8 protein-coding genes are annotated in these 13,251 nt (G+C 36.0%); all 8 read right to left on the bottom strand.

Going from position 1 to position 13,251, the window contains the following annotated elements:
• Positions 1-126: 126 nt before the first annotated feature.
• The 8 genes from AC3E9F_RS07510 to AC3E9F_RS07475 all read right to left on the bottom strand — a co-directional run bounded on the left by AC3E9F_RS07510 (position 127) and on the right by AC3E9F_RS07475 (position 13,147).
• The gene (locus AC3E9F_RS07510) at positions 127-1,212 is read right to left on the bottom strand and encodes a HigA family addiction module antitoxin (protein ID WP_263394505.1); all 1,086 of its coding nucleotides are present in this window, start codon (positions 1,210-1,212) and stop codon (positions 127-129) included.
• On the bottom strand, positions 1,205-1,543 hold the full coding sequence (locus AC3E9F_RS07505; RefSeq protein WP_263394504.1) for a type II toxin-antitoxin system RelE/ParE family toxin: 339 nt from the start codon (positions 1,541-1,543) through the stop codon (positions 1,205-1,207). The genes AC3E9F_RS07510 and AC3E9F_RS07505 overlap by 8 nt, the downstream gene beginning before the upstream one ends.
• 129 nt (positions 1,544-1,672) lie before the next feature.
• Positions 1,673-3,274 (bottom strand): type I restriction-modification system subunit M, encoded by a 1,602-nt coding sequence (locus AC3E9F_RS07500; protein WP_263394503.1) that lies wholly within the window; start codon positions 3,272-3,274, stop codon positions 1,673-1,675.
• Positions 3,275-3,580: 306 nt separating this feature from the next.
• Positions 3,581-5,377 (bottom strand): KAP family NTPase, encoded by a 1,797-nt coding sequence (locus AC3E9F_RS07495; protein WP_263394502.1) that lies wholly within the window; start codon positions 5,375-5,377, stop codon positions 3,581-3,583.
• Between the two features lie 28 nt (positions 5,378-5,405).
• On the bottom strand, positions 5,406-6,602 hold the full coding sequence (locus AC3E9F_RS07490; protein ID WP_263394501.1) for an HAD family hydrolase: 1,197 nt from the start codon (positions 6,600-6,602) through the stop codon (positions 5,406-5,408).
• Between the two features lie 16 nt (positions 6,603-6,618).
• A complete protein-coding gene (locus tag AC3E9F_RS07485) occupies positions 6,619-7,848 on the bottom strand; it encodes a restriction endonuclease subunit S (RefSeq protein WP_263394500.1) in 1,230 nt (409 codons plus the stop codon).
• Between the two features lie 19 nt (positions 7,849-7,867).
• Complete coding sequence (locus AC3E9F_RS07480; protein ID WP_263394498.1) at positions 7,868-10,069, bottom strand: AAA family ATPase; 2,202 nt, start codon at positions 10,067-10,069, stop codon at positions 7,868-7,870.
• An 87-nt stretch (positions 10,070-10,156) separates the two neighbouring features.
• A complete protein-coding gene (locus AC3E9F_RS07475) occupies positions 10,157-13,147 on the bottom strand; it encodes a type I restriction endonuclease subunit R (RefSeq protein WP_490672971.1) in 2,991 nt (996 codons plus the stop codon).
• Positions 13,148-13,251 lie beyond the last annotated feature (104 nt).

The raw sequence follows: 13,251 nt of genomic DNA, 5'->3' as shown, positions 1-13,251 counted from the left end.
CTCCTTAACTTCTACTAGTTCCCAGGAAATACGGAAACAAAGTTATATCTATAAAAATGAGTGAATAAAGAAGTTCTAAGTACTAGCCGTATGAAGCTTTTTTATCTTCTATAAATTTCCATAGATTCAAGAAACAAAGTAATAATTTTCTTTTAGTTCTCGGAAACGATCAAAACCGAGAATACCCTCATTTTGTAATCTGCCTAAAACGACGCTAGGATGAATATCTATCTCCTCAGCAAAACGTATGATATCCTTCTTATCAAAGTTTCCTTTTTCAACAAAAGCTTGATAGTCTTCTGGTCTAATCAAGAAATCTTTTGCAAACTGATCTGCCTGTTCCTCAGAACGAAGATAGGTTTCGCTGTTTCCTTCATCAGATGAAAAATCATTCTCCAGAATATGTCCTATCTCATGAAAGAGTGAGAACCAGAAAATATCTGATACTTTATTTCGATCCGTGAGTAAAAGCAAGGCACTGCCATTACTGAATTTTTTAGTCGCTCCATTCAGATTAGCATTTGGCAAAGCAGGCAGACCGACTAGGACAACACCACAGTCTAACAAGATATCATACAAGCGTTGAGGAAAGGCTTCTGGATCCTGTCTGGTCAACTCTCTCAAGGCAGGCAAGCTTTTCTCTAACTTTTTGCGATTGAGCTTAGTAGTTGTTGTATCACGTGCTTTTTTAGATGCCAACTCCAGCATGATATTGGAGTTGACTATACTTTTAGTTGTAAATTCACGCGTATTCCGATAACTCACTAGATGGTTAAAAGATGTAAGATTTTCTAAACTTGCCACGCCTAGAATTTTGCGAAGTTCGATAATCTTTTCCTTCAAGCTATAGCGTTTGTCTGGAACGTAGCCTTTTTCCTTAAAATACTTGAAATCAATCATCTCGCAGATTTCTTTCTCGCTACCTTCTTCTAGTTCTTTTTGTTCTACAATTTCTGCAACTTTTACATCGTAAGCGTTTTGAAGATTGAGCCAAGTTTGCATGGAAACTCCACTTAGCTTGGCTAACTTATGTGCCGTTTCTTTACTAATAGACTCCTCCGCATTGACGAGCTTGCTGACAGTCTTTGCTGAAACTCCCAAACGCTCCGCAAATTCTTTCTGCGTTACGTTATAATCTTCAATCAACTCTTCAACATACTGACCTGGATGAAAAGCAATCAGGTCTTTGTATTCAACAATTTTATTACTCATAGTGATTGCTGACCTCCTCTATTTTTAGGATTTCAATTTCAATAGGACTGGAAAATACCTTTTCTAGGTCCTCTTCACGAAAACCCACAATCAAACGATAGGAACTCTTTCGACCATCTATATCTAAAGCAAACTGTCCCTGTCTCTTTCCCTTAAGTTGGTGAAAGTGATATTTAGGAAAAGCTGTCACACTGGCCAAAGAATCTGCTGCTTCCAAAAAGTTGATCAAGAGATGCAACTTTACAGCAACCTTATCCGAAAAATCCTTTTTCGCCTGTCTCAGCTCTGTGCACTGCTTTTTAACAGTTTTGTTTGTATAGATAAGCTTCATAAGTCCCTTTCTGTTTATTTTAGATTACCTTTTAGGTAATTTAATTATAACATGAATAAAAAATAAAAGCCAGCCAAAAGTTAATTTGGCTGGGATTTAAAAAGGATTTACGTATCTAACTATTCCCCATCACCCTTTAAAGTTTTTCAAAAACTCTTTGAGCTCAGCATCGGCTTCTGGTGTGGTTCCGTGGAGTTGACCGAGCATTTCAAGCAGGGAAGCTGTTTGGCTTTCGATTGCTTTATTGGTCTCATTAATCTTGCTGACGATGTCTGTCAGTGGCTCTACTTCTTCTTCCTCAAAGGTGTCTACATAGCGAGGGATATTGAGGTTGTAGTCATTTTCGACGATTTCTTCATAGCTTGCTAGATGAGCAAACTTATCAATCTCCTCACGTGACTTATAGGCTTCCAGAATCTTCTCGATATGGGCATCCGTCATGATATTCTGATTTTTCCCCTTATCAAACTCCTTAGAGGCATCGATAAAGTAGACATCACGGTTGGTACGGTTCTTCTTGAGAATGATAACCGTAGTTGGAATGCTAGTATTAAAGAAGATATTGGCTGGTAGACCGATAACCGTATCAATAGCTCCTTCTTCTAACAAGGCCTTGCGAATGGTTCCTTCCGCATTCCCACGGAAAAGAACACCGTGGGGAAGAACGATAGCCATTACTCCATTATCCTGCTTGAGGTGGTAATATCCATGTAGGAGAAAAGCAAAGTCAGCCTTGGACTGGGGTGCCAGTTTCCCAAAAGGAGAAAAACGAGGGTCAGCCATAAAGCCTGAACTTGCTGACCACTTGGCAGAGTATGGCGGGTTCATGAGAACACCGTCAAAGTTGGTCGGCTCTTGAGTTGGCCAGTCTTCATCCAAGGTATCGGCATTGTGTAGGAATTGATTCTCAACAGGAACGCCGTGTAGGATCATGTTCATCCGAGCTAGGTTATAGGTCGAAGTATTGAGCTCCTGACCAAAGTAGACGACTGTCTGCGGTTTATGAGAATATTTCTTGGCATTTAGCAAGAGAGAGCCCGACCCCATAGTCGCATCATAGATGGTAAAACCTTCCTGGTCTTCACGACCTAAAAAGGCAATCTGAGTCATGAGTTTGGCAACAGGCTGAGGTGTATAAAACTCACCAGCTTTCTTACCCGAGTCAGTCGCAAACTGACCGATCAGATACTCATAGGCATCCCCCAGCATATCGCCCGCATGACCAGCCACGTCTAGCACAGCCAACTCTTTCATGACTGCTGCTACCGTTTGGTTTTGCTTTTGCGGAGTAGCCCCTAGCTTTTTAGAGTAGAGGTCGATATCTTCAAAGAGATTTTCATAGAGGTCGTCACTCTGCTCGATATCACGAAAACCTTGAGCTAGATCTTCCAGCTGAAAAGTCCCCTCATTGACACGAGCTACTAGAGCCGTAAAGGTCAAGTCTGGTTTGATGATATAGTTGAGCTCATCGTTCATGACAGAGACCAAATCCTCATGAGTATCTGCATCCTCGTAGTAATTGCGATAGACCTCAAGAGCATCCTCAAGACTATCTGTCCCCTCTTCCATAGTCTCAGCCACGAAAAAGAGCATCTTGTCCGATAGATACTTGTAAAAGACCATGCCCAAAAGATAGGACTTGTAGTCGTTGGCATCCATCTTAGAGCGGAGAACATCCGCTGAGTTCCACAGGGCCTGATAGAGCGACTGGGAAGTTTGTGTTGTTTCCATAATGTTTCTTTCTAAGTTTTGCAAATATTCTTCAAAAAGTGATTGCTTAGGAATAACCAATCACTTCTCTTTCTACCGTTTGAATCAAGACTAACTGAATAGAAGATACTGTAAGTTCATAAACAATACTTTTACACAGATTAAATAATCTTAAATTCTAGATTGTGGAAGAAATCCTATAAGTGCTCCTAAAATCTGTTCCAGTCATAAAATGAGTCAAGTCGACCAGACAAATGACCACCAAAAACTTCTTAATATCTTTAAGATTCTGACTAACAAATACTATAGTAGCTTCCTTTTAAGATTTTACTCTGGGTCTTTTATTACATATCCCTCGTTATTAAGTTTCATCAACCTATTATAAAAACTTTTAAAAATCTCAACTGATCTTGTTTTATAGGTGTCACCAGCTAAATTATTAAAATTTGTAGTATATGTTTTATTTGCTGTAAGAAATTCATCACCATAATCTTGACTATTAACAATACATCCAATCTGTAGCAAAAAATCGAGAAAATCTTCCGTATCAAGGTTTTCTATTTTCTGCAATAGTTCATTGTCCCATTCAGAAAAACGCTCTTGTATATTATGACTATAGATATAAATCAATAATATTTGTGCTTTTCTATTAAAACGCTCAATTTTAGAATACAATTCTTCTCCTATCTGTGAATTTCTAAAGTCATAATATTGAAAAATTTTGTGCTTAATAATAAAATAAAAAATTTCAGATAAATCCTCTTCACTTAATTTATATCTTAAAAAGTCTGCCACATCTTTAATCATTTTTGTACTAATAAAAGACGGATTGTAGTCAGGAATCTCTTTTTTTACTTTCTTTTGAATAATGCTATCCATCAGCATATTATTCTTTCCAAGTTTAGAAAATTCTAATGTTTGTTGGAATAATAATTCTTGCTGATTCTCAGTCAAATTCTCAAAATTTTTTATATAATCAAAGAAATCTTGCTGATTATTTAAGATTTCCGTAGATAGTTGTTTCCTGTTATTAAAAATCAAAATTAATTCATCAATTTTTCTATTAGATGGTATTTCATTAATGAAATACGCTTCACAGTTTGAGTGATAACAAACAGGATACAAATCATTTCGTTCAAATAAAATGGTTTGCAGTTCTTGGATTAGCCACATCTTATCTGAATTTATTTCAATTCCTTCCCTACCATTCTTTAGAGACTTATATGCTTCTTGATAGTAAAGATAGAGATAAAGAACAACCAGCTGTTGCTCAATTTGGACATATTCCTTTTTATCACGACCGATTAATTCCAAATTAACATAATCATTGAAACGTTCTCTGTCTCTTAAATTTTTAACGTCCCTTATGAAGACCCTCTTGAATTCATCAGAAAGCTTTATTTTAAATCTCTCCTCTAATTGTTCAAAATAATCTCCCCATATTTTCATAGGATGTAAAACATAAGGAATATCAAATCTTCTGTCTATAATTTTTGAAAGGTAATTATTATCATTTTTATGTAAAAGTTCTATATCTCCAACAAATATAATCGGAAGTTTGCCATTTAATAAACTAAAAACTTTATAACTTGCTTCCTGTTGAGCCAGAGTCATCCTATCAAAGTCATCAACAACTAAGACTTTGTTCTTAAATGAAGGGCAATTTATCGTCAATAACCGACTATAAATTCCGTCTGACTTTATTTTCAAAAACTGATGGATTGCGACTATTAAAGCAACCACTCCTGCACCCAATATAACCCAAGTAGGTACAAAAACACTTAGACCCAAATCAACTACATTAGTCATTAGGATTGATAATGCAATGCATAGAATTATAATTAATCTTAAGCTCCAATAAACAAATGGATGTAAATTAGCAAAAACTGTCTCTAATGTTGAACGACTGTCATTTAATCTCCAAAAATCAATGGTTACTAGTTTAACTTTTTTTTTATTGTTTACAGGTTTTAAATTGTCAACTTGTTTTAGAAAATTAGACTTACCTGATCCCCAAGTACCATTCAAAAAATACGTCTTATTCTCGTTTAATAAATTTGCAAAATTTTGCGCCGCAGTTGAGGTATCAATTTTATCTAGTTCTATAAAATTTTTCTCCGCCATATCTCACCTAAATCTTCTCGTCTACAATTTATGATTCAATCTTTTCTTGAATTTTTTCCACTTTATTTCTAATTGAGTCTTTAGTATTACTACTAAGTTTTTCAATTAGATACTGGTAAAACTCTTTAATATCTTGGTCATTCAAAATATGTAATACCTGTGTATTTTCCACTGCAATTTCTAAGAGATCTTCTATTTCTTCTGGTTTCCAACTAGTATATTTTGATAATTTCTCGATAATAGCATGAGTACTTTTGAAACTAGCACTACTTTCTAAAGAGTTGATTAAATCTATCTTCTCCTGTTCTTCTCTTGGTTTTTCTTGTTCGATAGCTTCCTTCTGATTAATATACTTTTTCTTGTACAATTTTTCGTTGTACACAGTTTTATCAATGATCAATTTCACTAGTTCATCAAGCTCGCTACCTTCCGAATAATCTGCAGGGGCAAAATAAGAAATACGATTATCCCTCATCATTTTATAGACTTTATTTTTCGCCTTCACTTTATCCTTTTCATCTGGATTAAAAACACCTATAGAATATCCGCCTTGAGAATTTACCAATTTCATACAAGGAATATCCGTATCGCTGTCCCCTAGATAAACCATATTCCGAAAAGGAACTCTGATTTCATCTGGTGCAAAAGAATCATTAACAGCATCATCATTTACATCGAGTACTCCCTTTGAGATACGGAAAAGGAACTGTGTCTTGTTAGTATAATTAACTACTTGAGCAGGCCAAACAGCCACCCCGTCTTCATCAAAATAGAAAGATGTTGCGTATAGTTCTTTAAACTCATTCGCAATTGATGTTCCTTCTATCATCTCTTTCAAACCAGAAGAAATAATATAATGCTCGATAATAATATCTCTTTCTGCTCCATAATCTCTAATGCGCTTAAACCAATCCTTAACTCCCTCGAATAATGCTACTTTAGAGCCATAGTCCGCAAGTTTTTCTTTTGTAAAAACAATTTGCCCACGTGCTTTTTTCTTCATTGTATACATATAAGCAAGGTTTTTATCCATATTGTTTGCTGCGGCACGATTATTTGACTCCTTCCAGAAATCACCAATTACATCACTTCCTTCTGGTTGTACTGTTTGAATATATCCTTGAGCTTGCATATCATCTGGAGATAGAGTTTTATCAAAATCATAGCAAAGTGCTATAACTGGTCTATCTGTTTTCTTTTCACGTTTAAAAGTTGTGTCTGGCATATTTAGTCCCTTTCATTTAAATAAACATATCCTGCAAGAGTTTCTTTTTCAAAGTTTCTAGCTGAGAAATTTTTTCTTGGTGAGAGTTGATGAGGTTATCGAGGTTTGAGAAATAGGCGCCAATGGCTTGTTGTTCAGGGAGGGATGGAAACGCAATAGGCATTGTGAGAAAAGTAGAATCCTTTATAGCAAATCTATCAGCCCGAGCACCTGAATCGCCATTTAATTTCATAAATTTGTGCCAAGTATTAGTATTGAAAAAGGTTTCTAAGAAATTTAAATCAATATTTGAGTTTGTAATTCTAAAAACAAAATACAAAGGTGACATAACACCAGTTCTTCCTAGTTTATTTCGTTTAACTGGTCCCACTGGAGCATAGTTTGAAATCCTTGGATTATAAACGAAATCATTGTTTCTTACAACATAATATGTATTCAAACTTTTTTCATTAGATATATCTTTTTCAAAAAAATCTCTTTGACTAATAATTCCGAATTCCGCTGAATTTGTGAAAGTTTCATTAAAATTATTATCTTTGTTTTTTTCTGTTACTTTTTGACAAATATCAGATAATTGTAGCACTTCCCACTCACCTTCAAATCCATCTAAACGAATCTCAGGAACTCTCTGTCCAGCTTTGGGAAACATCTTAGAGAGCATGGTCACCTTGAGAGATTGGTAGTTGGCGAGATTGTCCTTGTAACTCGCCAAAAGGTCGTCAAGGGTACGAAAAAGGGATCCGATAGCGGATTGTTCAGCTAGAGCAGGAACAGAGGTTTTTATAGAGTAAAAATCGCTATGATTTAAATCAGGAATAGTTGAGTTTCCTGCTCTAATTATGATTTCTTTTTGAATATCATTTGATGTTAAAAGATAATATAAAAACATTTTAGAGGTTTCATATTTATCATAATCAACCTTAAAAAAATTGTTATGAAATGCACCAGAAATATTTGTAATCACTTTTCCTGTATTTCCAGTTCTGGTCATTAAAATATCATCTACAGTGCAAATAACATTCTCAGATGGAGATTCGATATAATATTTCTTTGTAGAATTTGGATTTAAAAATTCATTTGTAATATAAAAATATCTATGTTCTCCATCTTCTAAAAATCTACTTGAAATTGCCATTTGTAGACCTTGAGACAATTTTGTAAAATCTTTAAATCTCTTTTTATCCCATTCTTCTTTAAAAGAATCGAACCTAATTTCAGGCACATTATCATTTTTTTTTAATTTCATCCATACTCCCACACTTTATTTAACAGCCAGTATCAAATTTCCAATAGTATTTAAAATGTTCTTCATAATGATTATCCTTAAAAATCTGATAAAAAAGATCTCTCATTTCATCAATAGATTCTGTATATTGAACTGCAGATGGATCATCTATTCCATGAGAATTGACATTAAACAATTTCAAATACTGCTCATTGTCTTGATAAAAAATATCCTGTTTCAATGCATTAAACTTCATAAAAGTTTCTATTATCCTTCTCATCGTATTCAACATTGAGAGTTCATGACCACATTCATACAAATCCTTCAGTTCTACCCAAAGAGCCTCATAACTTGTTTTAAAATCCTCCTTTTCAGTTGAAATTTTAATAAATGCATGATGATCAATTCGGTAAAAATTATTCTTATCATATTTAGTTCTATTTTTTTCATCTTTAAAATAACCATGTGGTTGAACATTCAAATAAAAATGAACATTATGAGTTAGAATTACCATGATATCTCGGTTTGAATCGAATTTATCTCTATCTTTATTCTGATAAAGTTTTTGTAGTTCCCAAATAATCAAGTATTGCATTTTATCATCATTCGAACTCATTGGATCGTCAAATACTATTATTTTATTCTTCTTTTGTCCTTCTTTAACTTCCTCCAAACGCTCAATAAAATATAAAAATGCAATGACATTTTTTTCACCCGTTGATAATTGTTTTACACTTCTATATTGATTTCCTTCTTTTATTCTGTAATAACCAAGGTTTTGATTGTCTACATGATCTAATTCCCAAGAAACTTTTAACCGAAGTTTTTTATTTATTCTCTCAATAGCTTGTTTTTCTGCTTTTGGTTTTAATTTGTCAACCTGAATTCGATATTCAGCTAAATTTTGTTCCAATTCTTCCTTTTCATTTTTTTTGTGACTATAAACTAATTCTTTTTCCTCTTTTTCTCTCTTAAGAACAGTTAGTCTTTCTAGTTCAACATCATATTGGAAATTCTCAAGTAACAATTTTATTTCATGATATCGAATTGCATCTCTTGCCTCTTTCTGTTTGTTTTTAATATCTAAAACATTTTGATTGTTTACTTCAATTAGTCTGTTTAGCTCACCATAATTCACATTATTTGGTATAGGTAACTCTAACTCTTCACTCTCCACAAAGAGATTACTTTCTTTCTGTTCCAATGTTTTAAGTAATATTTCTAAATAGGATTTCTGTGCTGTAAGAGACTCATTCACTTTCTCACTCTCTTTTTCAACCTCATCTTTAAGATCCGGAAAAAAATCATCTGTACTAATCTTGACATTTTCCTTAATCTCATTAAGCAAGTTAGCAATTTTTTCTTTACCAACTTTAATTCGATTTTGAAGTTTCTTCACCTCATCTGCTGAAAAATATCTCTCCAACTCCATCAACACTTCATCAGAAAGTTCATTCCCACAAAACGAGCATATATTTTCTTCTTTATGGATTTCTAATCCTTCTTTAGCGAAATTAATTTTTCTTTGGTTGTCTAATCTACCAATGAATACTCGTTCAACAACTTTACTCGAAATAATTTCATTGACAGCATTCAAATATTTTTCAAAATTAATTTCATTCTCGCTAATGGGAGTAATTTCTTTAGGAACGCTCTGCAATATCTTCTTATAAAGATTTATATCTGTTTCCCCTAAACGACAAGCATTTGTAATTTCTGATTCAAAAATATTTTTATTATAAGATTTCGGATTTTCCACAATAATATGGCCCGTTTTTAGTGAAATAGTTCGGGCGGAATTCTTATAAAAACTTTGTATTTTCCTATCTTGTTCATTAAACAATCTTACTTTCTCTGAACACTCATCATACAAAGTCGGTTCTTCATCCTCACTACTTTTTGCATCAAGCATTTTTTTAACTAAAGATAACTCTTGCTCTGATTTTGTAATTCTATCTTCTAACTCTTTTATTTCTGACTCTTTTTCACTTGCATTAACTGCTAATGAAAAAGCATCTAGATTCTCATTTTCTCCTATCAAAGAGTCAAAACCATTAAAAACATATACGTCGAATTCTGTTTGTTTTTGATTATAAATTGCTTTACTTAATGTTGATTTGCCTGATCCGTTTCTTGCAAAAATAAAATTTTTTGGAGACAGTTCTAATTCTTCACCTTCAAAAAGTGGAGTATCAGAATCTTCAAATTTAATTTGTTCCAAATCTACAATAGTAGTAACCATAAATTATCCTCATTTCAGTTTTTAACTGAATTTATCTTAGTTTACATATAAAATTTTTAAACAACAAAATTCAGTATATTGTTTCCCTTACCTCCCAACTCTCAACGGCTCAATCACCTCTTCGATTAGTTGAGTATAGGCTTCTTTGATTTGTTTTTTATAGAGGAGTGGGTTGAGGGCATCTGTCACCTCAACTTTATAGTCCTTGTAGCGCTGACTCTTAGTCAGTTGGCTTTCTCCTAGTTGTTTTTTCGCTCCCTTGCGGTAGTGATTGATATAGTAGCGGAGTTCATCTTCACCCACATACCAGGTCTTACTAAAGTCTTGGATATGTTGCTGGATGACTGCCTCAATCATCTGGTCAAGGATATTGGCGATGGATTGACCTTTGTAGCGGTCAGGATTTGCCTGTACTTCTTGCCAAAGTTCTGAGATGATCTGTGCAAGGTTTGGATTGGTCTTCTCCAGACTTTGGATATAGGTATCCACTGCTTCTCTGTCCTGTACACTGAGACTCTTTTCCGGACTCTGCTCTTGCTCAATCAAGCTTTGGATCAAGGTCAGGATATAGGCATAGTTGATTTCATCTACTTGGATAGACTCTAGTTCATAGTGGATATCAAAAGGTCCATCATCGTCGTTATCATCTTCGATTCGGCTTTTCAACTCTGCTAGGATATTCTGATAGAAGCCTAGATAGTTTTCCAATTCTTCTGCGGTTAGTCCTGTCTCTGCATAGATTTCTTCCTCGTCATACTCTTTATAAACTCGGATAGAAGCCAAGTATTTATCAAAGGATTGATAAGCCTTGGCTAGTTTTCTCAATTCAGGTGTAGAGATTTGTTCGATTTGGAGTCCTTCTTCGGGATCATCTGTGATGAGATTTTGGAAGTCACTACAACTTCTCAAAAAGTTTCTCTTTTCTTCTTCCCAGCTAGGTGCTAGGACATCATTTTCACCACCATTTGAGTAGAGTTTGAGGGCATTATCCACTGCTTCCTTAAAGGCTATAGGTTTTTGGAAAGTAATGATATGACCATAACTCTTACTAGAATCAAAGATCCGGTTGGTACGACTAAAGGCCTGTATCAAGTCCTGCGGTTGCATGGGTTTGCGATCGATAAAGAGGGTCGATAGACAAGGTGCATCAAATCCTGTTAGGAGACGATTGACCACGATAACCAAGTCCAACTGCTCATTGCGATAGAGATACTTGTCTTGCTTACGGGCAAGGCGGTTATTGACATCGGTATTAAAGCCACGGAGATCCGCCATAGTAAAGTGAGTATCAAACTCTTGGTTATAGTCCTCTAAGACCTGTTTCATGTGATCTTGGTTGGCTCTTGAGTCTTCTTCATTTTCAGTGACAGAGTAGGTGATGGTCGCCTTTGGAAAGTCTGGAAGGACCATCTTGACCCTCTCAGATACCTTGACCCGTGTCTGACCAGCCTTGACTCTTTTGAGAAGGTCATAGTAGGCTTGGGCTTGAGGGATAGACTTGACCGTCAGGATGGCATTGTAGGTATTGCCCACTCCTTTTTGGAAGCCTAGCTGTTGGCGGGATTTATTGATAATAGCATCCAAGACTTCCAGCATGTGTTCCTCATTTTCGTAGACCGTATCAGGTATGTCGTTTTCAGCCTGATCTGTGATGAGGGTATTGCGATAATCCACCTTAAAGCCTAAGACAGCTCCGTCATGGATGGCTTCCTTGACTGTATACTCATGGAGACGGTCTCCATACTGTTGCTGGGTGGTTTGAGCTAGGTCGCCGACTTGCTGGCGTTTATTTTCCTTAAAGATGGGGGTGCCTGTAAAACCATACCAGAGAGACTGAGGGAAAAAGGCTTTAATGTCTTTTTGTGTTTGTGGTGTCACGGCACGGTGGCATTCATCCACGACAAAGGCCACTCGGAGTCCCTTGATTTTGTCCGCATCTCGTTGGTAAAGGCCTTGGTCAAACTTGCGCATCATGGTAGTGATTTTCTGGATAGTTGTCACCACGACACGCTTATCATTACTACCTAGTCGCTTGACCAAATCATGTGTATTGTCCGTCTCATCGATATCAATGACATCATTGGTCGCATAAGAGAGGAAGGATGATGTGGTCTGTTGGTCCAAGTCCCTGCGGTCAACTACAAAAATCGTCTTTTGGATAGAAGGAATTTGAAGGAGGTTCCTCGCCACCTTATAAGAAGTCAGGGTCTTCCCTGAACCTGTTGTATGCCAAACATAACCTGATGCTTGCTGGCGAGAGGCTTCCTGCACCGCTTCGATAGCATGGATCTGGTAGGGGCGCAAGAGGATGAGAGATTTTTTGCTATCATCAATGACCGAGTATTGCATGACCATCTGGTGGGCACGAGGGATAGAAAGGACTTCGTGAGCAAAGCTAGTCAAATTTGTCACAGGATGATTGTCCTTATCCACCCACTTGGTTAGAAATTGCTTGTTAAGTTTATTTTCACGAGCTGCAGCGATATAGCGAGTATCTACTTTGTTCGTGACAACAAACATCTGCAAGCTAGAGTAGATGCCACGGAATTTCCCTTCACGGTCATATTTTTTTATCTGATGAAAAGCATCGATAAATGCTGCTTGGGAACTCTTAAGCTCGATTTGAATCATGGGTAAGCCGTTAATGAGAAGAGTAACATCCAGTCTACGGTCTTGGTCCAGTGGATTTACTTTTTCTCGTTGGACTTGATTAACAACTTCGTAGCTAGACTTTCCTGCTGCGATATTGTCACGCCAAATGACTGACAAACGGATGGTGCCTAGGCTCGCATCTTCTCTTTGAACCTCGACTTTGGCAATGCCATTTTCTCCGACCAACCACTTGGCAGCATCATAGTAGCTGACAAAGTTGAGTTGGTTCTGAATTTGGCGTTTTTCCTGCTCAGTCAAGGGATGGTCTGCTAGCAGAGCAACGTTGTTTTGGGCTAGTTTCTCAAAGAAATTGTCCCATAGTTGTTCTTCTGTTTTTAGGTCTTCTCTATAAGTCCATTGGCTTTCACCAGTTACCAGCTGGTTTATCAGTTGTTTTTCTATTTCCAGTTCTGGTTTTACCTGCATCTATATCTCTCCTTCAGGGACAATATTCTTGCTATCATTATATCATATTCCTAGCAGAAAACGCCTTGCTGATCCTACTACCCTCAGAAAAACCTTGTAGTCTT

The sequence above is a fragment of the Streptococcus sp. SCPM-O-B-15277 (M60) genome (assembly GCF_058200335.1).
Note: the sequence above shows the minus strand (reverse complement) of the source record. Positions and strands in the feature narration are given on the sequence as shown.

What these genes read in the sequence shown, in the direction of transcription:
- AC3E9F_RS07505 (WP_263394504.1), bottom strand. Translation starts at nt 1,543, where the DNA reads ATGAAGCTTATCTATACAAACAAAACTGTTAAAAAGCAGTGCACAGAG.
- AC3E9F_RS07500 (WP_263394503.1), bottom strand. Translation starts at nt 3,274, where the DNA reads ATGGAAACAACACAAACTTCCCAGTCGCTCTATCAGGCCCTGTGGAAC.
- AC3E9F_RS07480 (WP_263394498.1), bottom strand. Translation starts at nt 10,069, where the DNA reads ATGGTTACTACTATTGTAGATTTGGAACAAATTAAATTTGAAGATTCT.
- AC3E9F_RS07485 (WP_263394500.1), bottom strand. Translation starts at nt 7,848, where the DNA reads ATGAAATTAAAAAAAAATGATAATGTGCCTGAAATTAGGTTCGATTCT.
- AC3E9F_RS07475 (WP_490672971.1), bottom strand. Translation starts at nt 13,147, where the DNA reads ATGCAGGTAAAACCAGAACTGGAAATAGAAAAACAACTGATAAACCAG.
- AC3E9F_RS07510 (WP_263394505.1), bottom strand. Translation starts at nt 1,212, where the DNA reads ATGAGTAATAAAATTGTTGAATACAAAGACCTGATTGCTTTTCATCCA.
- AC3E9F_RS07495 (WP_263394502.1), bottom strand. Translation starts at nt 5,377, where the DNA reads ATGGCGGAGAAAAATTTTATAGAACTAGATAAAATTGATACCTCAACT.
- AC3E9F_RS07490 (WP_263394501.1), bottom strand. Translation starts at nt 6,602, where the DNA reads ATGCCAGACACAACTTTTAAACGTGAAAAGAAAACAGATAGACCAGTT.